This window comes from Motiliproteus sediminis (assembly GCF_017912535.1).
Lineage (GTDB): Bacteria > Pseudomonadota > Gammaproteobacteria > Pseudomonadales > Balneatricaceae > Motiliproteus > Motiliproteus sediminis.
This window is the reverse complement of the sequence record NZ_JAERQK010000009.1, coordinates 124878-150707: the sequence shown is the minus strand read 5'-3', so window position 1 is coordinate 150707 and position 25830 is coordinate 124878. Positions and strand designations below refer to the sequence as shown.

General features: G+C 54.0%; 21 protein-coding genes. 3 read left to right on the top strand and 18 right to left on the bottom strand.

Annotated elements, in window-relative coordinates:
* Positions 1 to 16: 16 nt before the first annotated feature.
* Positions 17 to 2644, bottom strand: coding sequence for a DNA gyrase subunit A (gene gyrA / locus JJQ76_RS14810; RefSeq protein WP_210397655.1), 2628 nt, complete (start codon positions 2642 to 2644; stop codon positions 17 to 19).
* A 233-nt stretch (positions 2645 to 2877) separates the two neighbouring features.
* Between gyrA and ubiG the strand changes: the two genes are divergently transcribed.
* The 3 genes from ubiG to JJQ76_RS14795 are packed head-to-tail and all read left to right on the top strand — an operon-like array spanning position 2878 to position 5104.
* The gene (gene ubiG, locus JJQ76_RS14805; RefSeq protein WP_210397654.1) at positions 2878 to 3612 is read left to right on the top strand and encodes a bifunctional 2-polyprenyl-6-hydroxyphenol methylase/3-demethylubiquinol 3-O-methyltransferase UbiG; all 735 of its coding nucleotides are present in this window, start codon (positions 2878 to 2880) and stop codon (positions 3610 to 3612) included.
* 21 nt (positions 3613 to 3633) lie between these two features.
* Entirely contained in the window at positions 3634 to 4335 is a 702-nt protein-coding gene (locus JJQ76_RS14800; RefSeq protein ID WP_210397653.1) for an HAD-IA family hydrolase, read from the top strand.
* Positions 4328 to 5104 (top strand): YciK family oxidoreductase, encoded by a 777-nt coding sequence (locus JJQ76_RS14795; RefSeq protein ID WP_210397652.1) that lies wholly within the window; start codon positions 4328 to 4330, stop codon positions 5102 to 5104. The genes JJQ76_RS14800 and JJQ76_RS14795 overlap by 8 nt, the downstream gene beginning before the upstream one ends.
* Here the strand turns inward: JJQ76_RS14795 and rluB are convergent.
* The 17 genes from rluB to JJQ76_RS14710 all read right to left on the bottom strand — a co-directional run bounded on the left by rluB (position 5098) and on the right by JJQ76_RS14710 (position 25827).
* Positions 5098 to 5949: a 23S rRNA pseudouridine(2605) synthase RluB gene (gene rluB, locus JJQ76_RS14790; protein ID WP_210397651.1), complete on the bottom strand. Its 852-nt coding sequence runs from the start codon at positions 5947 to 5949 to the stop codon at positions 5098 to 5100. The two genes, JJQ76_RS14795 and rluB, sit on opposite strands and share 7 nt — an antisense overlap.
* Positions 5950 to 6086: 137 nt before the next feature.
* Positions 6087 to 6491 (bottom strand): H-NS histone family protein, encoded by a 405-nt coding sequence (locus tag JJQ76_RS14785; protein WP_210397650.1) that lies wholly within the window; start codon positions 6489 to 6491, stop codon positions 6087 to 6089.
* Between the two features lie 131 nt (positions 6492 to 6622).
* Entirely contained in the window at positions 6623 to 7636 is a 1014-nt protein-coding gene (locus JJQ76_RS14780) for an MraY family glycosyltransferase (RefSeq protein WP_210397649.1), read from the bottom strand.
* Positions 7637 to 7679: 43 nt separating this feature from the next.
* Positions 7680 to 8627, bottom strand: coding sequence for an NAD-dependent epimerase/dehydratase family protein (locus tag JJQ76_RS14775; protein WP_210397648.1), 948 nt, complete (start codon positions 8625 to 8627; stop codon positions 7680 to 7682).
* An 11-nt stretch (positions 8628 to 8638) separates the two neighbouring features.
* Complete coding sequence (locus tag JJQ76_RS14770) at positions 8639 to 9535, bottom strand: glycosyltransferase (protein WP_210397647.1); 897 nt, start codon at positions 9533 to 9535, stop codon at positions 8639 to 8641.
* A 25-nt stretch (positions 9536 to 9560) separates the two neighbouring features.
* A complete protein-coding gene (locus tag JJQ76_RS14765) occupies positions 9561 to 10574 on the bottom strand; it encodes an NAD-dependent epimerase (protein WP_210397646.1) in 1014 nt (337 codons plus the stop codon).
* 17 nt (positions 10575 to 10591) lie between these two features.
* A complete protein-coding gene (tviB, locus tag JJQ76_RS14760; RefSeq protein WP_210397645.1) occupies positions 10592 to 11869 on the bottom strand; it encodes a Vi polysaccharide biosynthesis UDP-N-acetylglucosamine C-6 dehydrogenase TviB in 1278 nt (425 codons plus the stop codon).
* Entirely contained in the window at positions 11866 to 13794 is a 1929-nt protein-coding gene (locus tag JJQ76_RS14755) for a polysaccharide biosynthesis protein (protein WP_210397644.1), read from the bottom strand. Before JJQ76_RS14755 ends, tviB begins: the two co-directional genes overlap by 4 nt.
* Positions 13795 to 13804: 10 nt before the next feature.
* Positions 13805 to 15151 carry a UDP-glucose dehydrogenase family protein gene (locus JJQ76_RS14750; RefSeq protein ID WP_210397643.1) on the bottom strand — a complete coding sequence of 449 codons (1347 nt, stop codon included), beginning with the start codon at positions 15149 to 15151 and terminating at the stop codon, positions 13805 to 13807.
* A 28-nt stretch (positions 15152 to 15179) separates the two neighbouring features.
* The gene (gene wecC / locus JJQ76_RS14745; RefSeq protein WP_210397642.1) at positions 15180 to 16418 is read right to left on the bottom strand and encodes a UDP-N-acetyl-D-mannosamine dehydrogenase; all 1239 of its coding nucleotides are present in this window, start codon (positions 16416 to 16418) and stop codon (positions 15180 to 15182) included.
* Positions 16419 to 16467: 49 nt separating this feature from the next.
* Entirely contained in the window at positions 16468 to 17595 is a 1128-nt protein-coding gene (gene wecB / locus JJQ76_RS14740) for a non-hydrolyzing UDP-N-acetylglucosamine 2-epimerase (RefSeq protein WP_210397641.1), read from the bottom strand.
* Between the two features lie 253 nt (positions 17596 to 17848).
* A complete protein-coding gene (locus JJQ76_RS14735) occupies positions 17849 to 18964 on the bottom strand; it encodes a glycosyltransferase (RefSeq protein WP_210397640.1) in 1116 nt (371 codons plus the stop codon).
* Positions 18961 to 20151, bottom strand: a complete 1191-nt coding sequence (locus tag JJQ76_RS14730) for a GumK N-terminal domain-containing glycosyltransferase (protein ID WP_210397639.1) — start codon at positions 20149 to 20151, stop codon at positions 18961 to 18963. The genes JJQ76_RS14735 and JJQ76_RS14730 overlap by 4 nt, the downstream gene beginning before the upstream one ends.
* A gap of 1 nt (position 20152) precedes the next feature.
* Positions 20153 to 22186, bottom strand: coding sequence for an alginate lyase family protein (locus tag JJQ76_RS14725; protein ID WP_210397638.1), 2034 nt, complete (start codon positions 22184 to 22186; stop codon positions 20153 to 20155).
* A gap of 184 nt (positions 22187 to 22370) precedes the next feature.
* Positions 22371 to 23630, bottom strand: a complete 1260-nt coding sequence (locus JJQ76_RS14720; RefSeq protein ID WP_210397637.1) for a lipopolysaccharide biosynthesis protein — start codon at positions 23628 to 23630, stop codon at positions 22371 to 22373.
* Entirely contained in the window at positions 23623 to 24669 is a 1047-nt protein-coding gene (locus JJQ76_RS14715; RefSeq protein WP_210397636.1) for a glycosyltransferase family protein, read from the bottom strand. Before JJQ76_RS14715 ends, JJQ76_RS14720 begins: the two co-directional genes overlap by 8 nt.
* Entirely contained in the window at positions 24670 to 25827 is a 1158-nt protein-coding gene (locus JJQ76_RS14710) for an N-acetyl sugar amidotransferase (RefSeq protein WP_210397635.1), read from the bottom strand.
* Between the last annotated feature and the right edge of the window lie 3 nt (positions 25828 to 25830).

Sequence of the window (25830 nt, the reverse complement as noted above, 5' to 3'; positions counted from 1 at the left end):
CCCGCACCGAAACGGCTTACTCGTCACCACTGTCGGCGGCATCAGCAACCTCAGCGTCAATTTCGGTTGCGACGACCTCACCCTCAATAGCTTCACCCTCGAGAGAATCCACCTCTTCAGGCTCTTCAACCCGCGCGATACCCACCAGCTTTTCATCGGCGTTGACACGGATCAGGGTGACCCCCTGGGTATTCCGGCTCTGCACGGTAATCTCGTCGGTACGGGTGCGCACCAAGGTGCCCTGATCACTGATCAGAATCACCTCATCGCCCGGGAACATCTGCTCAACACCGACCAAATTGCCATTGCGCTCGGAGATGGTCATGGCGATAACACCCTGACCACCCCGCCCCTTGGTGGGGAACTCGCTCAACGGGCTCATCTTGCCGTAGCCGTTGACGCTGGCAGTGAGGATACGCCCCCCCTCAGCAGGAATAATCAGCGAGATCACCTGCGCATCACTGGGAATGCGAATACCGCGAATGCCCCGCGCGGTGCGACTCATCGGCCGCACCAGCTCCTCTTTAAAGCGCACCACCTTGCCCTGGTCACTGAACAGCATCACTTCATTGTCGCCATTGGTAATCGCCGCGCCAATCAGGGTGTCGCCTTCATCCAGCGCCAACGCAATCAGACCGGAACTGCGCGGCCGGGAGAAGTTGATCAGCGGTGTTTTCTTGACCGTGCCGTTAGCGGTCGCCATGAAGACGTAATGGTCGTCAACGTACTCGTTCACCGGCAGGATAGTAGTGATCCGCTCGTTCTCTTCCAGCGGCAGAATATTTACGATTGGCCGCCCGCGCGCCGCACGGCTGGCCGGTGGAATCTCATAGACCTTCAGCCAGTAAACCTTGCCCCGGCTGGTAAAACAGAGAATGGTGGCGTGAGTGCTCGCTACCAGCAGGTGCTCGATATAATCTTCATCTTTTACTGCGGTGGCGGACTTACCCTTACCACCGCGGCGCTGGGCCTGGTAAGCGGTCAGCGGCTGGGTCTTGGCATAACCACCGTGGGAGATGGTCACCACCATATCCTCTTCGGTGATCAGGTCGGCAACGGTCAGATCCTGACGCGAGGCGGTGATTTCGGTGCGGCGCTCGTCGCCGAACTCCGCGACGACCGCTTCCAACTCTTCACGAATTACTTCCATCAACCGCTCGGTGCTGCCGAGGATCTCCAGCAGTTCGGCGATGCGATCAAGCAGCTCTTTATACTCGGCGATCAGCTTCTCCTGCTCCAGCCCGGTCAGGCGGTGCAGTTTCAGATCCAGAATCGCCTGTGCCTGTGCCGGTGACAGGTGATAATGACCGTCATGAATTCCAAAGCCGGGATCCAGATCATCCGGGCGACAGGCGTCAGCACCGGCACGTTCCAGCATCTGGGTAACATTGCCCGGCAGCCAGCGCGCCTCGACCAGTTTTTCTTTCGCCTCGGCCGAGGTTTTACAGGATTTGATCAGCTCGATAACCGGATCGATGTTCGCCAGCGCGACGGCTAAACCTTCAAGGATATGGCCACGCTCGCGCGCCTTGCGCAACAGGTAGATTGTACGGCGAGTCACGACTTCGCGGCGATGGCGGATGAAAGCTTCGAGCAACTCTTTCAGGTTCAGCGTCTTGGGCTGACCATCAACCAGCGCCACCACGTTGATACCAAATACGTTTTCCAATTGCGTGTGGGCATAGAGGTTGTTCATCACCACCTCGGCCACCTCACCACGACGCAACTCGATGGCGATCCGCATGCCGTCCTTGTCAGACTCGTCACGCAGTTCGGTAATGCCCTCGACCTTCTTCTCCTTAACCAGCTCGGCGATCTTTTCGATCAAGCGCGCCTTGTTGACCTGATAGGGGATCTCGGTAACAACAATGGTTTCCTTGCCGTTCTTGTTGTCGGTCTCGATGTGATATCGCGCCCGCAAATAGATACGCCCGCGTCCGGTGCGATAGGCCTGCAGAATGCCGGCACGCCCGTTGATAATGGCGGAAGTGGGGAAGTCCGGACCCGGGATGTACTCCATCAGCTGATCAACATCCAGCGCTGGATCATCGATCAGCGCGATGGTGCCTTTGACCACTTCACTCAGGTTGTGCGGTGGGATATTGGTCGCCATACCAACCGCGATACCGGAGGAGCCGTTGACCAACAGATTAGGGATGCGGGTCGGCATCACTTCAGGAATCTGTTCGGTACCGTCGTAGTTGGGTACGTAGTCGACGGTTTCTTTGTCCAGGTCAGACAGGATCTCGTGGGAGATCTTCGCCATCCGCACCTCGGTATAACGCATTGCCGCGGCGGAATCGCCGTCGATAGAACCGAAGTTACCCTGTCCATCGACCAGGGTGTAGCGCATGGAAAAAGGCTGCGCCATCCGCACGATGGTGTCATAAACCGCAGAGTCACCATGGGGGTGGTATTTACCGATGACATCACCCACCACACGGGCCGATTTCTTGTAGGACTTGTTCCAGTCGTTGCCCAGCTCGTGCATGGCAAAAAGCACCCGCCGGTGTACCGGCTTGAGCCCGTCACGTACGTCCGGCAGCGCCCGGCCAACAATAACGCTCATAGCATAATCAAGGTACGACTGCTTCAGTTCGTCCTCGATGTTAACGGGGTGTATCTCTCTGGCTATCTCACCCATAAAACCCTGATTTCCTTCTTCCAAATCCGCGCTAATCCCGCAGACGTGATCGTGGTTCCAAGGCCCGAAGCTGTCCCTCGCGACCGCGTTTAAAAAATCACGCAATCATACCACAGGCCAGCACAAAACGGGGCACCCAATTCGCCTTACGAGCCCCGTACTGGGCGCAACCTGGCGGGGGTGATAACATGGCGCCCTGAAACCGATCACCCGCACTCGAAAGCGAGACATCGATGAGCCAGCACGCTGCACCAGAGACCCCCGAGTCCGCCAACGTCGATCCGGACGAAATTGCCAAATTTGAAGCCCTTGCCAGCCGCTGGTGGGACAAGGAGAGCGAGTTCAAACCGCTGCATGACATCAATCCGCTGCGGGTCAATTTTATCGACCAACTGGCATCACTGGCAGGAAAAAAGGTGATTGACGTCGGTTGCGGCGGCGGCATCCTGGCAGAATCTATGGCGCTGCGCGGCGCCGAAGTCACCGGTATCGATATGGGTGAAACACCATTGAAGATCGCCAAACTACATGGTCTGGAATCCGGCGTAAGCGTCCGCTACCAACAGATCACCGCCGAGGCCATGGCAACCGCAAACCCGGAGCAGTTCGACGTCGTCACCTGCATGGAGATGCTGGAGCACGTTCCCGACCCGGCATCAGTGGTAGGCGCCTGCGCGCGCCTGACCAAACCGGGCGGCCAACTGTTTTTCTCGACCCTGAACCGCAACGCCAAATCCTACCTGATGGCCATTCTGGGCGCGGAATACCTGCTGAAGCTGGTCCCCAAGGGAACGCACGACCACAGCAAGTTTATCCGCCCGAGCGAACTCGCCCACTGGTGCCGCGGAGCCGGACTCGAGTGCGGCGAAATCAGCGGCATGACCTACAACCCGCTGACCCGGCACTACCGCCTCCATCCAACCGATGTCGACGTCAACTACCTGCTGCAGTGCATTAAGCCGGAGTAACCCAATGGGCGGAGCCACTCGATGACAACTCCCCGCCGCGCGGTCCTGTTCGACTTGGACGGAACCCTGATCGATACCGCACCCGATTTTCACGCCTGCATCAATCGTCTTCGCCAGCAGGAGTCTCTGCCCCCGCTCGACTTTGATACAGTGCGATCAGAGGTTTCCAACGGTGGCAGCGCGATGATTCAGCTGGCGTTTGGGTTGGCCAAGACCGATCCCGGCTTTCAACCGCTACTGCAGCGCCTGCTCGACCTTTACAGCCACCATATTGCCGATCACAGCCGCCTGTTCGACCGCATGGAGGCGCTGCTCTGTTGGCTGGAACAGCGTCACTGGCCCTGGGGGATTGTCACCAACAAACCCGAGCGCTTTGCCCGCCCGCTGCTGCGCGCCCTGAACCTTGACCGCCGCTGCTCAGCGCTGATCTGCCCGGAGCAGGTCAGACACACCAAGCCGGACCCGGAGGGGCTGCTGCTGGCCTGCGCCCGGCTTCGCTGCCAGCCTGCCGCCAGCGTGTATGTCGGCGACCACCCGCGAGATATCGAAGCAGGCAAGAATGCCGGCATGATGACGGCCACAGCACTGTTTGGCTATCTGCCGCAAAACAGCGACCCCGGCCGCTGGGGTGCCGACTACGCAGCCACCTCCGCGACTGCGCTACAGGCCTGGCTCGCATCCATCGATCCCTCTCAGCCGCTAACAGGAACTGAGCATGTTTAACTACCAAGCCCCCACGTCACTTCTCAAGGATCGCGTTATTCTGGTTACCGGTGCCGGTGACGGTATCGGCCGTGCCGCAGCGAAGTGCTACGCATCCCATGGCGCCACCGTGGTTCTGGCCGGACGCACCGTCAAGAAACTGGAACAGGTTTACGACGAAATAGAAGCCAGCGGCGCCCCACAACCGGCGATCATCCCGATCAATCTGGAGGGAGCCGCCGCCCATGAGTACGAAACCCTGGCCGCCACGCTGGAACAGGAGTTCGGCCGCCTGGATGGATTATTGAATAACGCCGGTGTGCTTGGCCAGCGCACGCCGATCGAAAACTACGACCCCTGCATCTGGAATCAGGTCATGCAGGTCAATCTCAACGCCCAGTTCTACCTGACCCAGGCGTTGCTGCCACTCCTGCAGCAGTCCGATGACGGCTCGATTGTCTTTACGTCTTCAGGAGTGGGCCGCAAGGGGCGCGCCTTCTGGGGTGCCTACGCCGTGTCGAAATTTGCGCTGGAGGGATTTGCCCAGGTGCTGGCTGACGAGCTGGAGGGGCTGGGAACGCTGCGGGTCAACTGCATCAATCCGGGCGCAACCCGTACCAGCATGCGCGCCTTTGCCTATCCGGCCGAAAATCCGGCAGCGCTGGCGACACCAGAATCGATCATGCCGCTCTACCTCTACCTGATGGGACCCGATGCCAAAGGCGTAACCGGACACTCCATCGACGCCCAGGGCAACGGCTCGCCGGCGTCACTGCAAGGCGGTCAATGACCGCCTTTAGCCGATTTTCTGCGACCTACGTCCCTAACCGGGCGAGCGCGACGCTGAACCCGACGATCCGCCTGTAGCTCTTCTTTAGTCTGCTTGGCTCGCTTGCGGCGCGGCAGGTCGACCATATCGCACAGATCGTTGAGCTCTTTCTGCCCCAGCTCTTCCCAGCGCCCGGCGGCGACCCGCTTGGACAAAAAGATACAGCCATACCGCACCCGCTTGAGCCGACTAACCTCGACCCCCTGGGACTCCCACAAACGCCGTACCTCACGGTTACGACCTTCCATCACCACCACATGGAACCACTGGTTCAGCCCGCTACCGTCAAAATGCTGCACATCGGTAAAGCGTGCCATACCGTCCTCAAGCAGCACACCCTCCTTCAAACGAGCCAGCATCTCATCGTTAACGGTGCCATGAATCCGAACGGCGTATTCACGATCCACCTCTGAGGAGGGGTGCATCAACTTGTTGGCGAGTTCCCCGTCGGTCGTGAACAACAGCAAACCGCTGGTATTGATATCCAGTCGACCGATAGAGATCCAACGCTCTCCCGCCAGTTTTGGCAACTTGTCGAATACCGTTGGTCGCCCTTCCGGATCCTTGCGGGTACACACCTCACCCAGCGGCTTGTTGTACACGATAACCCGACAACCGGGCGTGGTTGCCCGTGCGGAAACCGGACGACCGTCGACAGTAATTTCGTCACCCGCTTTAACCCGGTCACCCAGTTTTGCCACCTGGCCGTTAACCACTGCACGGCCATCGGCGATCCAGCTTTCCATTTCACGGCGGGAGCCCAAACCGGCACGGGCCAGCACTTTCTGGAGTTTTTCGTCACTCATGGGATGATCATCTTTCGGTCGTAGGAAGGAGACACAAGGGATTGTGTGCCGCCATGATAACAGCGCGGCGCGCGCCTGCAAACCGAGACAAAAAAAGCGCCCTATTGGGCGCCTTTTAAGGTACTGAGTTTTGCAGCTTACTTGATCAGGCAGCTTTCTTTGCTGCCACCTTTGTCAAAATAAGCCTGAAATACTTTCGGCGTACGCCCGCGGCCGGTCCACCGATGAATCTCGCCCTTGTCGTCTTTGATCTCGTACTTTGGCTTGACGCTGCCTTTCGGCTTCTTCGCAGCAGGAGCAGGGTCCAGGGACTCAACCAGATCGGATATATCGATACCCGATTCAGCGATCTGCTTCTTGATTGCTTCCAATTTGGCCAGTTTCTGCTTCTGCGCTTCCAAGCGATCAGCTTCCTCTTGTTGACGCTCGGCAATCAATTCAGCCAAGGTTTCGGCCAGTTTTTCCATATCGGCCAGTTGCAAATCCCTGCACGCCTTACGCAAAGAGGTTTTGCGCGTCAGCACGTTGATAATATCGCTCATTCTTAAAACCCCGATTTGAAGGTCATATTTACAGGTAGGGTAAAAATAAAGCGGAGAAATAAAAAACGCAAATAATTAGCGCAAAAAACTTATATTCAAAAAAATCAGATCAGACGATCAAACAAATTAAATCACGCGATCCGGGAATCTCCGGCTCCGATCAGCCACTGCGCCACCAGCAGCGGAACACACGCCACTAGAGCCAACAACGGTCCGTTGTCGGGCATACCGCTTTCAACCAGTGCCAACGGTATCAGCCACAGTAGATTTATACCTGCAGCCAGAAGCGTTACTGAACGGTGAGAGCCCCAGCGCCGTGACAATATCTGATACGCATGTGAGCGATGCGCCTGATGCCAGGTTTCCCCGCGACCAATACGCCGCAATAACGTAAGCGTCGCATCGGTCCAGAACAGGGCCGTCAGGATTATCCACCCCCACAGTGACATGAACTGTTGTTGCAGCGAGGTCAGCGCCAACGCCGCAATTATCAAGCCTAAAAAACAACTCCCCACATCACCCATGAAAATACGCGCAGGCGGCCAGTTAAAACACAGAAAACCTCCGACACAAGCAATCAACCCCAACCAAAGGACAACTAAGTCCTCAGAAGCACCGCCCTGCCAGAGCAAAACCACAGCACCAGCTGAGATACAGAGCGCCTCAACCGCAGCCAAACCATCAATACCGTCCATGAAGTTATACAGATTCAACAACCACAGACTAGCTAAAGCTACCAAAGCCACCGCTACTCCCGGCAAGGGAATTAGATCGTAAAGCCATAGGTCCCCCACCCACCACAAAACCCACAACACAATGACGCTTTGGATAGCGATACGCAGCCGCGCAGATAAATTACGCACATCATCCCAAAAGCCGAGAAAAGCGATGCCGCCGCCACCTAGACCCAAAGTCATGAACATGGCCCTATCGATGTGCCCCTCAAAAAAGAGCCATACGCAACAAGCAATAAAGGGAATTACGAAACCAACCCCACCGCCGCTAGGCGTGGGAACTTGATGAGAACTCCTGACGTTTGGATGATCAATTACCCCATTAAATCTCAACAATCTCAAAACGATCCAGGTACTGCCGACGGCAAGCCCAAACAATGCAATAAAGAGAAAGCCATAGCTGAAATGCATCCTCAGTACCCGTGAAATTGTATTGCTATCACTAACATTTGTATCATTGCTCCGACGCTGAGGCGCTGCTCATCTCACGCAACGCATCGCGAGTAGGGACCCCACCAGACCAACCCAACAATTCTCTCGCTTTTCCAGTGTCTATTTCTAACGATCGAAATAATTGCGCATACAGCCGGCTCTGCCCAAGTAGCCTGAGTAGCAGACGAATCACGCTTGGCGGAAAGTAAAACGACACGGATTTCCGCCCCAAACCCTCGGCAATGGCATTAACCATATCCATGGTTGAAACGGCCTCATTATCCGCAACGAGAAACACCTCTCCGGCGGCCTCCGGTCTAGTGACGCAAAGCTCAACAAACGCACAAAGATTAGCAATCGACACTACGCTACGACGATTATTCACCCCTCTGAAAGGCAGAGGCAGTCCAAATCGAACCAGCCTGACCAACCGATCAATATTACCGGGGGCACCGGCACCAAACACCAATGGCGGACGAATAATGACAAACTCCATTTCTGATCCAGAACAGACGCTTTCCAGTTCTTTTTCGGCTCTCAATTTGGATTCAGCATAGGGAGTTTGGGGGGCAAGATTCGATTGCTCGGTGATAGGCGCTGCCCATTCGGAGCCATGAACACCTATCGAGCTAAAAAAAACAAAACGGTGTACACCCGCTCGGGCAGCGTAGCGAGCAAGATTCAATGTGCCTTGAACATTTACTGAATTGAAAGCCTCGCGAGGATTACGGCTGGTCTCTTTAAAAACATGGACTCGCGCTGCCGTATGGACAATAGTATCAACTCCGTCCAAAATCCTGGTCCAATCGAAGGTTTCGAGAGGCGCATCCAGCTCAACGCAATCTTGTGCGTCATCACCCTGTTTGTCACGATGTCGCACCACCCCTCGGACTGAAAACCCTCGGTTCAGAAAATGACGGTGAAGCTGCTTGCCTATGAAGCCATTGGCCCCTGTAATCAAGATAGTCAATGACCTCAGCCTCAAGTGGCATTCAAAACGCACAACAACAGCAAAACCATCCGATGCCGAAACCGCCTTCGGGTCTTACCGATATTTAATGCTACGAACAGGCGCCCCAGATATCCGCGGTGCATCCTCCGTACAAAACCGGAATCATCCTGTCCACAGACCGCCGCAATCTTTCGAGATTGGTCAAAGTACCAGCCTGACTTCATTTGAGCCAAGCGATTAATAAGCTGCTGCAAACCGACATTCGCACCGTATTGGTTCGATTCATGCTGTCGATATCTAAGCCCGCAATAATCATCAATAAGCCAGCGACTACCTTTCGAGCGAGAGTAGGCGTAGAACAGCCAGTCATGGAACTCAATCTCAGACACTCGCGGAAACTCCACGGTCACAAGGCGCCGCAAACTCAGCGCAAGCTGGTTATCAAACACATAAGTGCAACCAGGCCCTGCCGACTCAAACAGAAAATCCCACTGGCGCTGCGGCTGTGACTTCTTGACCACTTTTTCCCGGCCATCCTCCCAGACAGCCATGACATCGCTAGAATAGCCCTGACAGCCCGTTGTAGTCATAAGGCAGGCCGCTCGACGGAGCTTATCGGGTGACCATATATCGTCTTGATCCGCCAGCGCTACATAATCAAAGTCGGCAATGTCAACATCACGAACCAGACGATAAAAATTTGGAGCAGCCCCTCCATACACTTCGCCATAGGGAAGCACCACGATACGTTGATCGTCTGCGGCTTGCTGGGTCACCCACTCATAGGTTCCGTCATCGGATCGGTCCACACTGACAAAAAGTGTAACCTCAGATTCAGATTGCCCTAATATGCTCTCGAACTGCTCAGGAAGCCAGCGCACCCCGTTATATGCCGCCAACAACACCGCGAAACGAGGTAGATTCAAACCTGATTGCTCCCCCAAAATATATTTAGCCGTAATGCTTACAGTACCAGGCGATAAAACGCTTTACCCCCTCCTCGACACTCGTGGAGGGCCGATAGTCTACCCAGTCAACCAGAGCCTGGACGTCCGAAGCGGTATCGGGTACATCGCCAGGCTGCAATGGCAGCAGGTTCATCTCCGCCTTACGACCGAGCTCCTGTTCGATGCAGTTAATGTAGGTTAATAGCTCGACCGGACTCTGATTACCGATGTTAAACACCCTCCACGGCGCCTTACTGGTGGCCGAATCGGGAGCACTCCCATTCCAGTCAGGGTTCGGCTCCGCCACTCGGTCAAGCGTGCGTACCACCCCTTCAACGATATCATCGATATAGGTAAAGTCGCGCCGATGCTTGCCGTAGTTGAACACGTTGATCGGCTCGCCAGCACGAATCGCCTTGGTAAACAGAAACAGCGCCATATCCGGGCGGCCCCAGGGGCCGTAAACGGTGAAAAAACGCAGTCCCGTGGTCGGCAAGCCGTAAAGGTGGCTGTAGGTATGGGCCATCAGCTCGTTGGACTTTTTCGACGCGGCATACAGCGACAAGGGATGGTCGACATTATCATGCACCGAGAACGGCAGGGTTTCGTTGGCGCCGTAGACCGAGCTGGAAGAGGCATAGACGAGGTGTTGGACTCCGTGATGACGGCAACCTTCAAGAATGTTGAGAAAACCGACGATATTGCTATCGATGTAGGCGCGCGGATTCTCAATGCTGTAACGCACACCCGCCTGCGCTGCCAGATTCACCACCCGGTCGAAACCCTCGCTGGCAAAGAGCTGCTCGATCCCCTCGTTGTCGGCCAAATCCAGCTTAACGAAACGAAAACGGTCGGCGTTGGCATGCTTCGCCAGCTCGGCCAAGCGCGCCTCCTTTAGTGAAACCGCGTAGTAGTCATTGAGATTATCCAACCCAACCACTTCATCGCCGCGATCCAGCAAATAGCGGCTGACATGAAAGCCGATAAAGCCCGCAGCACCCGTGACCAGTACTTTCATTGGCAAAACCTCCTGTTTTACAGCCGCGCGTCTACCATATCCGCCGGCAGCAGGTGCTTAATATCAAAAATGACCGAGTCTCTCTTCCCCAGTGCCCGAATGGCTTCCGGCCCCATCGCTTTGAACTGATCGTGGGCGACAGCGACAATCACCGCATCGTAACTTCCCGATTCCAGCTGCGGGGTCAAGCAGATACCGTACTCCTGTTCAGCCTCTTCCGGATCCACCCAGGGGTCGTACACATCCACGCCCACATGATACTCCTCAAGTTCACGCAGCATATCGACTACCCGTGTGTTACGCAGGTCAGGGCAGTTTTCTTTGAACGTCAGCCCCAGGATCAGCACTCGGCTACCGACCACCTGAATTCGCTTTTGGGTCATGCGCTTGATCACCTGCGACACCACATACGCGCCCATGCTGTCGTTCAGACGTCGACCCGCAAGAATAATCTCAGGGTGGTAGCCGATCGCCTGTGCCTTATGGGTCAGGTAGTAGGGGTCGATACTGATGCAGTGACCGCCGACCAGTCCCGGACGGAAGGGTAGAAAATTCCATTTGGTGCCAGCCGCTTCCAGCACTTCGCCGGTATCGATACCGAGCTTACCAAAAATGATCGCCAGCTCATTGACCAGCGCGATGTTCAGATCGCGCTGGGTATTTTCGATAACCTTGGCTGCTTCCGCCACCCGAATACTGCTTGCCCGGTGAGTGCCGGCGGTGATGATGCTGGCATACAGACTGTCCACAAACGTCGCCACCTCTGGGGTGGAACCGGAGGTCACCTTGAGAATACTCTCGAGGCGGTGCGACTTGTCGCCCGGATTGATCCGCTCGGGACTGTATCCAACGAAGAAGTCCTGGTTAAACCGCAGCCCGGAATGCTGCTCCAGCAGCGGCACACACTCCTCTTCCGTCGCCCCCGGATAGACGGTCGATTCGTAGACCACAACATCACCCGACCGGAGCACTTTGCCCAGCATCTCCGAGGCACGACGCAGGGGGGTCAGATCCGGTTGTTTATGTTCATCAATCGGCGTCGGCACGGTAACAATAAACACATTGCACTCGGCCAGCGCCTCAGGGTCACAGGAAAAACGTAGCTGCGCGGCCTCAGCCAGCTCCGCTTCCGACACTTCCAGCGTGCTGTCACGCCCTTCACCAAGGGCCGCAACCCGCGACTGGTTTATATCGAACCCCAAAGTGGGATAGTTCCGTCCGAACGCTACCGCCAGCGGCAGGCCAACATAGCCCAGACCAACCACTGCAATCCTTGACTCCGCTAAGGTCTTCATTCTTCACTCTCCTTTGGCGACCGGCCGGCAACCACCAGCCAATCCTGAATCTCGCACTGTGGCGCAAACCCGTCCACTTGTTCTAGCAATAGCTGCCGCACTCCCGCAACATCCTGGGCATCGGCCAACTGCCGCAAGCGCTCCAGCGCCGCGTCCATCTCAGCGTCATCGGGGGCGGTTTCCCTGGCAACCAAGATACGGGGGTGCTGTGTACCCGCTACCGCATCGCCGATTAACAGCTCTTCATAGAGCTTCTCGCCAGGGCGCAAACCGCTGTAGTGGATGTCGATTCCTCCCTGCTCCGGCGCCGCAACCCGGTAGCCGCTCAAGCGAATCATACGTCGCGCCAGATCGGCAATGCGAACCGGCTCCCCCATATCGAGCACGAAAAGATCGCCCCCTTCGCCCATCGAACCAGCCTGAATGACCAACGACGCCGCTTCCGGAATGGTCATAAAATAGCGGGTAATCTCCGAGTGCGTCACCGTCACCGGTCCGCCTTGGGCAATCTGACGCTTGAACAACGGAATGACTGAGCCGGACGATCCCAATACATTGCCAAAACGCACCATCACGAATCGGGTCTGTTCCGGCGCAACCCGTTGCTGCAAACCCTGAAGCACCATCTCGGCCATCCGCTTGCTAGCGCCCATGGTGTTGGTCGGTCGAACCGCCTTGTCGGTCGATACCAGCACCATCTGACGAACACCCGCCGCGATCGCGGCTTCGGCCATCACCCGGGTACCCATCACGTTATTGATGACCCCAGGCAGCACGTTCTGCTCGACCAGCGGCACATGCTTGTAGGCGGCAGCATGATAAACCGTTGAAATTTCAAAACGGCTCATTACGCCCAGCATTCGCGGCTGGTCCAGCACCGACCCCAGCAACGGCACCAACTCCACCTCAAGCTGCTGCTGGACGCAGCGTTTACGCAGGTCCTGCTCGATGGCAAACAGCGCAAACTCGGCGTGCTCGACCAGCACCAACCTGCGCGGGCCCAGCTCTATAATCTGGCGACAGAGCTCGGAGCCAATGGACCCTCCAGCACCCGACACCAACACCTGCTGCCCGGTGATACAGGAGCCCAACAGCTGCGTGTCAGCCTCCACCGGCGCGCGCCCGAGTAGGTCAGTCACGTCAATCTCGTTAAGCTCGGTCATGTCCGAACGGCCAAGCGCCACCTGATCCAATGATGGCATGGTGCGTACCGCCACCTCTTCACTCTCCAGCGCATTGAGGATGTCGCGCCGCTGCTGTCGGCTGGCCGAAGGCATCGCCAGCAACACCTCCAGGTTCTCATAGTCCAGCTTTAGCGCGCCGATAACATCGCGCCCTCCGAGCACCGGATAGCCGGCAATCTGCTGTCCACGCAGCTCCGGCGCATCATCTACAAAACCCAGTACGGTAATTTCGGCGCTGGGGGCCATCGACATGGCCAACTGAGCACCCGCCTCACCCGCACCGTATATCAGCACATGGTTACCGCGCCGGGCACGAAAACTACCGGAAACAAACCAGCGGGCCATCTGGCGACTGCCACCAATACTGATACACAGCACCATCCAGAAGATAAAGGGGAGCGACCGGGGCGAGAACAGCTCGAGTTCGAGAAAACGGTTGATGTAAAACGGCAGTAACGACCACAACAGCGCCACCAGCGCGTTGGCGTAACCTACGGTAACCATGGCGCGATGGCCGATGTAACGGATAACCGCACGGTAGAGACCGAGGCGAATAAACACCGGGATCGCAATCAGCGGCGCCGCCAGAAACAGTAGCCACTGGTTGCCATTGGGCAAGTAAAACTCCCCCAACCGCAACGAGAAAGCCACCCACAGAGACGCCACCACCAGGCCGGTGTCGGCCAGCGCGATCAGCAACGCTTTCTGATATCTCTGCAGGCGTAACAGACGCTTCAGCATCGGCGCAGGATCACCCGTTCAGTCGTCTGACACTATCGCCGCGCCCGATAGCGTAATAACAGATACCACGCTCTTTCATCAGCTGCGGGTCATACAGGTTGCGGCCATCGACCACCACCGGGTCATTCAACGCAGAGATGACGGCATCAAAATCCGGTGCCCAGAAGCTCTTCCACTCGGTGCAAATTACCAGACAATCGGCACCAACGAGGGCATCGTCCTGGCTCTGGCACAGCCGCAGTTCCGGTCGATCACCGTAGATACGAGCCGTTTCCACCATCGCCTCCGGATCAAAAGCCTGCACCGAGGCGCCGGCAGCCCACAACGCCTCAATCAGCACCCGGCTGGGGGCCTCCCGCATATCGTCGGTTTTAGGTTTGAACGCCAGCCCCCAGAGGGCAATGGTTTTGCCGCGCAGCTCACCCCGGTAGTGGGTACTCAACAATTCAAACAGCCGCTCCTTCTGCCGCCCGTTAACACTCTCCACTGCCGCCAACAGCTCTGCCTGGTAGCCGACTTCTCGGGCCGTCCGTTCCAACGCTTTTACATCCTTGGGAAAGCAGGAGCCGCCGTAACCGCAACCGGGATAGATGAAGTGGTAACCGATACGAGGATCCGAGCCGATGCCGAGACGCACCTGTTCGATATCGGCACCCAGCCGCTCGGCCAGATTGGCCATCTCGTTCATGAAGCTGATCTTGGTCGCCAGCATGGCGTTGGCCGCATATTTGGTCAGCTCCGCCGAGCGGATGTCCATAAACACCAGCCGGTCACGCTGACGGTTAAACGGCTTGTAAAGCTTCAACACCTGCTGCCGCACCCGCTCGCTATCGGTACCGACAATAATGCGATCGGGACGCATGAAATCCTCCACCGCAGCACCTTCTTTGAGGAATTCGGGGTTGGAGACCACATCAAAGTCGAGATCCAGCTGACGGTCGGCTAATGCACCGGCTACCGCGGCACGCACTTTGTCCGACGTGCCTACCGGCACCGTGGACTTGGTTACAACTGTTTTAACATCCTGCATAAACCGGCCACAGGTAGTAGCGACGTCCAGCACGTAGCGGAGATCCGCCGAGCCATCTTCATCCGGCGGCGTCCCCACGGCGATAAACAGCACCTCACCAAAGTTGACCGCCTGTTCGGCATCGGTCGTAAAATGTAGCCGCTGCTGTTCGACGCCCCGGCGCACATAATCATCCAACCCAGGCTCATAGATCGGTATCTCACCCTGCTTCAGGCGCGCAACCTTATCAGCGTCAATATCAACGCAACACACCTCATGACCGACCTCCGCCAGACAGGCTCCGGTCACCAACCCGACATAGCCGGTACCAAAAATTGATACTTTCATCGTTATCCTTGCGTGCGAGTCTCGCTGGCTACCAGAGCCCGCGGGTGTCAATTACCACTTTACTGGCGATTCGCGACAGCGCTATATGTTTGAACGGTTTGTGATCGACCAGCGCCACCAGGGTATTACAGTTTTCCAACGCTTCATCAAGAGCCACCAGCCGGCAGCCCGCCTCAGCCAGCGAAACGGGCAGTTCATCAATATTGGGCTCGACGATCAGCAGCTCGCCAAGCTGCTCTCTGGCCAGGGTTTCAACGATAGCCATGGCGGGGCTTTCACGCAGGTCATCGATGTCGGCCTTAAACGCCAGCCCCAGACAGGCGATGACCGGCTTCTTGAACTGGTCAGCCGCTTGGCGAACCTTTTGCAGCACATAGTAAGGCTTGCCATCATTTACCAGCCGCGCCGTATGAATCAACCGTGCCTCTTCCGGTGCACCACTGACGATAAACCAAGGGTCCACCGCGATGCAGTGCCCCCCGACCCCAGGGCCCGGATTCAGGATGTTAACACGCGGATGGCGGTTGGCCAGCTCGATCAGCTCCCACACATTGATCCGCTGTTTGTCCGCAATGATCGACAACTCATTGGCAAAGGCGATGTTGACATCCCGGAATGCGTTCTCGGTGAGTTTACACATCTCCGCAGTGCGCGCATCGGTGGTAATACACTCACCGCGCACGAAGGTCTGATACAGCGCTTTGGCCTTTTCGGCGCAGCCCTCGGTCAGACCACCGATAACGCGATCGTTGGCCACCAGCTCATGCAGCACATGGCCGGGCAAAACGCGCTCGGGGCAGTGGGCAAGATTCACATCGGGCTTATCTTTGTGCTGGTGAGGAAAACGCAGATCGGGGCGAAACTCCGCCAGCCACTGCGAGAGTTGTTCCGTTGCCCCCACCGGCGATGTTGACTCCAGCACGACCAGATTGCCCTGCTCCAGCACCGGCGCGATCGCTTCGGCCGCGGCACGGATATAACTCAGGTCTGGCTCGTGGTCACCTTTAAAGGGAGTCGGAACTGCGATCATAAAGGCATCTGCTGGCTCCGGCTGCCGGGTGGCCCGCAGTTTACCGGTGGTAACCACCGCTTTAACGATGATATCAAGATCCGGCTCAACGATATGAACCTCCCCCCGGTTGATGGTGTTCACCGCGCGCTCGGTGACGTCTACGCCGACCACATCAAGACCGCGCGACGCCAGCACCGCCGCCGTTGGCAAACCGATATACCCCAAACCGATTACAGAAACGCGTTCAAAGCTCATGCGGGCGTTGCTCCCTTCTATTGATTACCCGTGTACCTGACTCAGTTGATTACCCATGTACCTGACGCAGTCGCGCCACAATGCGAGCGCAGGCCTCACCGTCCCCGTAGGGGTTATGGGCCACGCTCATGGCACGATAGTGCGCGGCATCATCCAGCAACCGAGTCGCTTCGGCGACGATCCGCTCACAATCGGATCCCACCAGCCTGACCGTACCTGCGTCCACCGCCTCCGGGCGTTCGGTGGTATCACGCATCACCAGCACCGGTTTCCCTAACGACGGAGCCTCCTCCTGAATTCCCCCCGAATCGGTCAGAATAAGATAGGCACGCCCCATTAGGTAGACGAAGGGCAAGTAATCTTGGGGCTCAATCAAGAGCACGTTATTGGCGCTACCCAAAATGCGCTTTACCGGTTCCTGCACGTTGGGATTGAGGTGGACCGGATACAATACCTGCACATCGTCGCGCTGCGACAACTGCAATAGCGCCTGACAGATGTTCTCGAACCCGCCACCAAAGCTTTCTCGCCGGTGGCCGGTCACCAAGATCAGCTTTTTATTCGGCTCCAAGCACTCAAACTGCTGCGCAAACGCGGCCGCCAGTGAGCGATCCTCGTTCAGCCGGCGATCAACATGCAACAACGCATCAATCACCGTGTTGCCGGTCACTTCGATCTGCGTCGAATCTACGGCCTCCGCCAACAAGTTATCCCGTGATTTCAGCGTTGGGGCGAAATGCAGATCCGTGATCGCTCCGGTCACCCGACGATTGACCTCTTCCGGCCAAGGCGAGTAGATATTGTGCGTACGCAGCCCCGCTTCCACGTGTCCCACGGGGATCCGTTGATAATACGCCGCCAAAGTCGTTGCCAAGGTGGTGGTGGTATCACCATGAACCAGCACGCGATCCGGTTTCAGCTCCTGCAGCACCGGCTCCAATCCCTGCAAGACTGCACAAGTGACTTCTGTCAGCGACTGCCCGGCTTTCATCAGGTTGAGATCATAGTCGGGCTGGATGTCGAACAGATTAAGAACCTGATCCAGCATTTCGCGGTGCTGAGCAGTAACGCAGACGTAGGTTTCAAAATCAGCGGACTTTTTCAGCGCCAACACCAGCGGCGCCATTTTGATTGCTTCAGGGCGGGTTCCGAAGACGAGGAGAATCTTGGTCGGCATGGTAATCCTTTTAGGAACGAGGGCATCCGGTTGCAGCTTGAGCGTAGTCTATCAGACCAAAATGCTTTGTAGATTACTACTACGAGATTTCGTGGAATTACCCGGCATTTAGGCTTGTCGCGCGGTGCCAGTAAAAGAGCTTCTAAGGATTGGTTAAGACTTCTCGCACCATTGAGCTTCAGGGCTAGGACTGGGGCCGAAAATTGGGGGCAGGTCAATGGGACACCATCGATACAAACAACTCCATCAGCTTCTATTTCCCATCAACGACATAACGAATCAGATCGTCCCATCCATTTACCACCGGAGTGTTATCCGGCATCACAAAATTGCTACCTTCAAACCGCAGCGTTCCGCTTATAAGCTCACGAATCCGATCAGCCAGCTGCTGGGCATCGCCAGGATCGAAAAAAGAGACCCGGGCATACTGCCCCAATGTTTCTTTGGCGTACGGCAGGTCGGCAGCCAAGATCGGCAGGCCGTGGAACTTAGCTTCCGTTAAAGGCAAACCCCAAGTTTCCAGTTTGGAAGGAAAGACCAGCGCATCACAAGCCGCATACTCGCTCTCAACCTGCTCACGGGTTAACCGGCCTAAAAACCGTATACTTTCTATCCGGCGCGCACTCCAGATCAGATAACGGGCATAAAGACTGTCTTTTTCTGAGACAGTGATACGAATCTCAAAGCCACGAACACCGAGCCCCTCCAGCGCAGCCGCGGCTTTGATCAAATGCTCGATGTTCTTAAAGCTGCGGGGTAGCGTTGGGTAAAGTAAACGAACAGTATTATCACCATCGCCTTCCTGGGCATGCTGTCTGGTATATGCTGCCACAGCCCCCCCGGTAGAAGCAGGCCGAGCTACAACGACCCGTTTCGCAGAGTATCGAACCAGAAAATAATCCCTGATATGGCTCTGCTGAACGAACACCGCAGCATTCGCTGTGATATTCAACCGGTATAGGTATCGGTAAAACAATGCAAAAACAAAAACCGTTGGTTGAAACACTAAGTCACGCCAACCCGCTTTGTAGAAAGGTGTCGGATTATGACAGTAAACATATTGTCGGGGCGTTTTAACTCGTGGCGAGATATCATGTAACGCAAACCAAGCCTCGGCGTTGAGGCGCAAGCTAAGACGATAGCTCGCCACGAACTCAAAAAACAACCGAAGGAACCAACTACGCTTTGGCCATTGGACCTCTAACAGCTTCACTCTCCTGTACCGAGGGTAAAGAGAGCGTTTGTTAACGAACGCGATGCAACGCACATCGTCACGCTTGTCGGCAGCACTCAACACGTCATGAGCGACGCTCAATGTCCCGCCTTGATTTAGACCGACGGCACTAAAAACTACCAAGGGACGCTTCAAGGCAGCCCCTCTTCGCAAGTGTTGCTGAGATCGAGCTTAGACAACAAAAGCTCCGTGATACGGTCCCATCGATTGCTCTCAATAAAACGGTACCCGAGGGCGGGGTCATGGGGATCCGAAATGGACCCTTTGATGGCACCAGCGAACTGATCGACCCCTTCCGCATACCTGACTGGTGGATCAATGGATTTAAGCTCTTGCCAAGGAACCGAAACTACGGGCAAGCCACAGGCCAGATACTCATAGAGCTTTAGCGGATTAATGCTGTCGACGAGTTGTGGATAACGGGCACGGTCAAAAGGAATAATGCCAACGTCACTATTACGCATGTACGCGCCCAGTTCAGAGTGCGCCTTCCGACCCAAAAAATGAAGGTTTGGAAACTGCTTTAGGCGCTCAGGCATGTTAGCCACCGGACCAATGATAACGAATGCAACCTCCGGCAATCTTCGAGCGCATCCTTCCAAAAGCTGATAGTCGAACCAGTAATTGACCGATCCAACGTAAATAGCTTTGGGGCCATTAATACACGCAAGATCATGCGGCGAGCTTGGCGAATTATCGACAAAGCTAGCAGGATCGAAACCATTAGGCAGAATATCAACAGCACCTCCCCACTGCCTAACAACATCTGCCATTTTCTTGGCAGAACAAACGGTTAGATTAACGCGCAGTGATAGTTCTTTCTCTACAGAGGCCTCTTGCGACTTAAAATGCTCAAACCCCTCATTAGCGTCGGCAATCCGCAACACCGACTTCTTATGAGAAATACGTTTAAGCCAGAAGTTTTGGTAAGGATTATCAAAATACAACAGCTCTACATCCCCAAACCCAGCTTTAATGACTTTTTCGACCAGTCTTTGATGAGAAAGACGATACCAATTATTAAAAAACCATTTATGGTCAAAAGGTGCTACTCCACGAGGCACTGCTAATGACCATGGCACAAGGGACCAAAGACGCTCATTCAAGAAGTACTTGCCGTAACCCCCTCTATTTTGAGCCTTACGCCGGTTATAGTCCTCTTTGTTCTTGGATAAACGGTGCAACGGAGTTACTGGGTAAGACACAAAACCCACTCGCCACCCTTTCTCAACTAAGGACTTAGCCAACAAGTGCGAGCCAACACGTATAGGTGATTCCCAGTCCAGTGAAGAGATAAAAAGCGCTTTCTTCGTGAAAGCCAATTTATAACCCTCGGTAGCCGGTTGGCTTTCTTTCGATCCAGCCATAGCCGGGGGAGTATGGCAAAGGTTTTGGTAGTGAAAATTTCAATGAGCGGTCCCCATCATGCCAATCGGTTATCATTACGCTATCTGTACCAATCATAATTTTTCGATAGACATTGAACCCGTACCCTCGGTGAGCACCGATAAAAGTATGACGGTCGACTCCGTGAACTTGGGCCTGAGACTCATTGCCGAGTTGGAACAGACCTAGGTTCAAATCACCAGGCTCGTTGTCCCAATCAAATTGAGGGGCGTTATGAGCTTTAACAGAGCGGTACATGTTGCGCATATTCGGATCAGCGGAGTATGTGTAGGTCCCAGGATCAAGAAATATCGGCTCCCCTTCAACCCAAAGTTCAATACTTAACTGATCATTATGTGCATGACCACCAAAACCTTTTTGCCCGATATCTCCACATCTCACTGCCAGATACAACGACTGGCTTTTCCAGATATAAAGCCCGAAGTCAGAGAAAACATGCAACTCAATCCCTTCGTGAAGGTCGGAGCCGGAGGTAAAAACCTGTTCTAGCGCTGTATCGTTCGGTTCCAAGGGAAGGTTATCAGCCCTCCTCAACAAACAATTCTGGGTTACAGGCCGACAGCTACCCAAGTTTTGACTTTGGCTCAACGCACGGATTATCCGAGCTGGCCAGCCAAGCCTCTCGTCACTATCTCGCAAAAATGGATCGCCTAGTAGCGAATCCATCATCTCTAGCAAATAACACGGATTCATTGGCTCGATAAGGGGGTAGGGGTCCGGCTGGCCTTTTTCAATCATGCCGATGTTACTATAACGACGCTTTAAGTAGGCAAAACTGACCTGTGATACGACCCTACTCAACAAGCAAAAGCAACCACTGTCGTTATCACCGAACTGCGCTAGTTGGCCATCAGGACGCACCAATGCCTCGATAAAACGCCGCGCCCCATGGAGTCGCTTAAGCATCGCATCTGGGAACGGCGCCTCTCGCCTTCCCTCCTGCCAATCAAGGATTGAATCGATGACTCTTTGGTTACGCCCAGAACGAAGCCTAATTCCAGACTCAAAGCTTATTGCCTGCTTCTTGTGTTCTGATAACCCCAGAACCAAAGCGCAGCCAAACACCAGCATTTCAGCCGACAAGCCATGGTACGCGGTCGACCCTTCAAAGTTACTTCCTTCCGGGTGAAATTGGATTAACGACTGGGATATGAACTCATAGAGCGAAAACGAAAGCCAACAGTTTGCGTCCTCTCCAACAGGCAAGTAAGCTGCGACAAAAAGCAACCCTACTATATTAGCCAGATAATGGTTGCCGCAATACTCATCATTCCACTCCAAATTCGCAAAAATATGCTCTCCGTGATCCACAATAGAATTAGTAAATATATCTACAAAAGCCTGATCAAAAATATGCCCAAAGGCACGAAATAGATCAAAACTTATGAGTAAATTTGCAGCACGAATCGCCACGTCCATAGTACAGGCCCAACCTACGCCGTATCTAGGCGGATTGGCTGCGATGAAATCAATGACTTGGTTGCGGTACTCAATGGCCATATGCGCGGCAGATTCTGAGTCACTTGATAGCGAACGAGTGTGATACTCTGTCGCAAGAATAATAAGGTGCTGAAGTCGCGCAATTTCCCAAGGCACTTTAACATCAGCTCCTGCCCTATCTCCCCACCGGATATCCTTGTACCAAGTGCGAACAGACCAGAGATGGCCGCTTTTCACATCCCGCTGCCAATGAATCCGCCGATAGTTCGGCGCAAGCTGGGATGCAATTCGCAGAGAGTCGCGAGCACTAGCGCAAGACACCATTCCGCTGAATAAGCGCCTAGAGCTCTCCACTCCAGCAGAAACATCATCGCCCGTCTCTCCTGGCAGCTCAGACCAATCCTGCCAGCAGGAGCCAAGGAGGTCGAATCGGTGTTGCAGGTAAAGCGCACCTAGCAACTCCCCCCCCTGAGTACCTTCAGCTGCAGAGGACAGCAATTTAGTATCCATGACGGCACACACAGAATTGCCCTGAGGAGAAGAGTGGGTGTAAGTACTAACCAAACAGTCCTTTAGCTTCCTAACTGGATTGAGCAACCCACGCGAGGCGCGAGCAAACACCTTGAAGACCAGCTGCCTAGAGCTCAGCCTCTTTAGTCGTCTGAACTGAGAACCACGTGACGACATTTCAGCCTTAGTCACTGGCATTCGGACGGCACCCGATGTAATACATAAACATTGCAACGGCTAGAAAAAACGAAACCAAGGCCGTGACGGCTTGAGAAGTAGCGACACCATAGTAACCATGTGCGTCATACAGCCAAAAGCTTAAAACCAGATTGATTACTATGCCCACCGCAACCAAATAGATACCAGGCTTGATGATTCCCTGCGCAAACAGAGCGATCCCTAAAACCGAGTAACCTGACCAACAGAAAAACTTGCACAACAGGATCAGCCCCAAGTAGAAGGCATCCTGGTATCCGTCACTGAAGTAGTAGAGATCGAGAACCTTTGCAAACAACATGACGCCGACACAAACGATGACCGATACAGCGACAAAAACAAGCTGGTACCTGACAGCCCGTTGCTTTATCCAGTCGATATCACCCGACTTTTCGCTAAAATAGGGCAACACAAAGGTCTGCATCGTAGAGATAACCAACACGGCTGCGGTGTAGTAGATCGTCGCTATCGAGTAAACACCAATATCTTCCTTATTGGCAGAGAAGTAATCCAACAGATAGATATCGAGGTTCTGCGACACAAGGGTCAGTACCGCGCCAAAAACTATCGCGTAGGCATATTTGTTAACCTGACTGGAACGAGACTCTGCAAGCAGGCCGAAATCAATGTACTTCCTGACAAATGGATAATAAACCAGCAGTCCAACAATAGCGGCCAGCACGGTGGAAATAATAATTCCTTCCAGTTGCCAAAAGTAAGCCGATACAAATACAGCCGCAACGAATATCAACTTGGTGACAAATTGAACCATGGCAGCTTTCTTGACCATTTTTTGCGACTGCAGAAAAGAAAGCGACAGGTAGCTAAACGCAGTGAAAATTACCAGAATAGAATAAATGCCAATCAATCCCAACAGCCTTGAATCTCCAGCAGAAATATAAGAATATGAAAGACCGTTAAAGGCGATAACAGATAGCAGGGAGAACTTTAAAACCCTGGTAAAAGCAAAGGACAGGTCTGCTGTTTTCTGCCTGCAAGAAATATTCTCTGAACAGAGTTTCAATGCTGAAGAATCATAACCAAAGGCTCCGAGCATAATAAATAAAACAGCGTAGGACTGGATAAGCTTCAGATCACCAAGATCTGACTTACTTAAATACCCAGCCACAAATATAACCAGACCAAAATTTAAAAACTGGACAAAAAAATTGACGCCCAGTATATGAAACAGCCCTCTTTGAAAACCTGTTTTAATCAGATCAATCACGTAAGATTCCCTGATAGATCTCGATGAGTTCATCGGCAACGACAGAAGCGCAGTGATACTTCTCCACATATGCCCGGCTGTTCCTGCCGATATCCCTCCGCAGATCGGTGTCAACCAGCAACTTCTCTAAGACCCGTTCGATGGTATCAGGATTGGCGTTGACTAGCGGTAGCTCCGCCGGAAACTTATCGAGCAGATCGTCCCGGATATAGGTGATCGTGGGCTTGCCGGCCGCCATCGATTCAACCGCTGTGACGCCATGCGAGCCACACCTGAGCTCGTCAACATAGATATCGCATTTCGAGATCTCGTCGTAGACCTGACTCTGGCTCAGCCCCGTTTTCATGACAAAGTCAAAATCAAGTTTCTTCTGCCGAAGCCTGTCCACGGCTTTGACGATATATGCAGTTCCCTTGACCTCTGGTTCGGTTGGAATATGCAATACGACCGGTTTTTCCGACCGAGTCGCGGTGGGTTCGGGTATTCTTGCCAGATCGATAGGTTGGCGGAAGGTAAAAACCCGGTCAAAATGCGGCAAGGCATACTCTTTCATTTCAGGATCTGTCGCACAATACTTTATATTTCTTGACCAGGAAAAATAGCGTAGATTAATTCTCAACTCATGGAAAAAGTCATTATCTCGATAGAAGTATTTGTTTAATCTATTTGCGATACCTAATGGCCTTGCATCGCCACCACCAAATGATATCAGCATGGGAACATTGGCTTTTCTTAGCACTCTCCCCTCGTAAATAAAGTGGTACTCAGGAGGAAAAACTGTTGCACCGTGGTAATGAACCAACCCACACTCTCGGCTTAATTCGTTAACAAAACTGCAAGCCTTTGCTATTTTTTCTAATTTAGTATCACCAAGATCACAAACCGTTGAGTCATACTTTAGATTTCGTTTAAAACCAGACTCATCTCGGTCATAAAAAATAACATTGCTGCTAGCAATTCCTTTTTCTCTAAGCGTGTGAGCAATCGTATACGGCCATCCTGCAAGACTACCGTATTGCAGAATAGACTTGTCAAACACTTAGCAGCCCTCCTTCTCAACTTTGTGCGGTAAGGTGTACTTAATATAAAAACTCCAAGGTATCAGGTTCCATTTCGCCATCAGATAAAAGAAGGGCCGCATCCTTTCGAAGGTTTTTTTGTAGTTTTTATAATCCGTGTAGTATTTCTTCGGTAGATCCATCAATAGCTGCAGTTCGGTATCACTCAGGTTCAGGCGTTTCTTCACATAGTCCAACAGCCCCTTTTCCATATGGGGATCTTCTGCCATCAGCGCTAGGGCTTCTTCACGGCTCATCCGACCGTCTCGGCAATAGGCCGAATAGCCAGCGATTCGAAAGTCCGTATTCCAGCGCTTAGGGAGAAAATAACTGTGGTAAAAAGTCGTCAGGCGGTTTTCCAAGTGGTGCCCGCCATACCACTGCCATCCATAGGTCTCACTTAGCAACCTCTTGGCCCCTTCCTTGTCATAATCCAGGTAATAGAGCGGACGAATCGACTTGATTCGATTCATCAACATCCATTTCAGCTGCTTCGATAACCAAAGGTTGGGGAAGGTTTTCATCGGCATTGTGCCAAACTGCTTATGAACGCTGTGCAGATACCGGGCATCCATATAAACCCATCCCATCGGAGCCGACCCCTCGGTTCTGAATGAGTGGCCATCAAGCTTGTATTTGATACCGAACTTTTCGGCGGCCATATTCATTGTCGACGCCAAGCCAAGGTCGGTGGCCATCTCGATATCCTTGACGCCTGACTTCAGCGCCGCTAGCAGCATGTCGTCAAACTCGGTCGCATCGACCACATGGGTGAACAAGTCGATCCCCAGCTTCTCGGTCATGCAGTGAATATTCTGCGTGGCAACCGTCGAATTCCAAGTATTGTCAAAATGGACCGCCAACAATCTTAAACCGTAGTCCCTCGAGAACTTGTGCAGCAGGTAGGATGAATCGCAGCCGCCACTGACGCCAACCAATGCATCGTACTTCTTACCGCGCCCGGCGCGCTTGATCTCGTAGACAATCCGGTCGAGTACCTTCGCCCCGCGCTCGTCATTGGGAAACTGCTGCTCGAGCTGTTCAATCTGGACACAATAGTTGCAGATACCACGGTCATCGAACACGATATTTGGGACTTTGGTGTCAAAAATACAGCGGCTACAAATCTGGTAGGACATCTC

Bases quoted from the DNA above. Each gene is read 5' to 3' on its own strand.
- gyrA (WP_210397655.1), bottom strand. From the start codon at position 2,644: ATGGGTGAGATAGCCAGAGAGATACACCCCGTTAACATCGAGGACGAA.
- ubiG (WP_210397654.1), top strand. From the start codon at position 2,878: ATGAGCCAGCACGCTGCACCAGAGACCCCCGAGTCCGCCAACGTCGAT.
- JJQ76_RS14800 (WP_210397653.1), top strand. From the start codon at position 3,634: ATGACAACTCCCCGCCGCGCGGTCCTGTTCGACTTGGACGGAACCCTG.
- JJQ76_RS14795 (WP_210397652.1), top strand. From the start codon at position 4,328: ATGTTTAACTACCAAGCCCCCACGTCACTTCTCAAGGATCGCGTTATT.
- rluB (WP_210397651.1), bottom strand. From the start codon at position 5,949: ATGAGTGACGAAAAACTCCAGAAAGTGCTGGCCCGTGCCGGTTTGGGC.
- JJQ76_RS14785 (WP_210397650.1), bottom strand. From the start codon at position 6,491: ATGAGCGATATTATCAACGTGCTGACGCGCAAAACCTCTTTGCGTAAG.
- JJQ76_RS14780 (WP_210397649.1), bottom strand. From the start codon at position 7,636: ATGCATTTCAGCTATGGCTTTCTCTTTATTGCATTGTTTGGGCTTGCC.
- JJQ76_RS14765 (WP_210397646.1), bottom strand. From the start codon at position 10,574: ATGAAAGTACTGGTCACGGGTGCTGCGGGCTTTATCGGCTTTCATGTC.
- tviB (WP_210397645.1), bottom strand. From the start codon at position 11,869: ATGAAGACCTTAGCGGAGTCAAGGATTGCAGTGGTTGGTCTGGGCTAT.
- JJQ76_RS14755 (WP_210397644.1), bottom strand. From the start codon at position 13,794: ATGCTGAAGCGTCTGTTACGCCTGCAGAGATATCAGAAAGCGTTGCTG.
- JJQ76_RS14750 (WP_210397643.1), bottom strand. From the start codon at position 15,151: ATGAAAGTATCAATTTTTGGTACCGGCTATGTCGGGTTGGTGACCGGA.
- wecC (WP_210397642.1), bottom strand. From the start codon at position 16,418: ATGAGCTTTGAACGCGTTTCTGTAATCGGTTTGGGGTATATCGGTTTG.
- wecB (WP_210397641.1), bottom strand. From the start codon at position 17,595: ATGCCGACCAAGATTCTCCTCGTCTTCGGAACCCGCCCTGAAGCAATC.
- JJQ76_RS14725 (WP_210397638.1), bottom strand. From the start codon at position 22,186: ATGGATACTAAATTGCTGTCCTCTGCAGCTGAAGGTACTCAGGGGGGG.
- JJQ76_RS14710 (WP_210397635.1), bottom strand. From the start codon at position 25,827: ATGTCCTACCAGATTTGTAGCCGCTGTATTTTTGACACCAAAGTCCCA.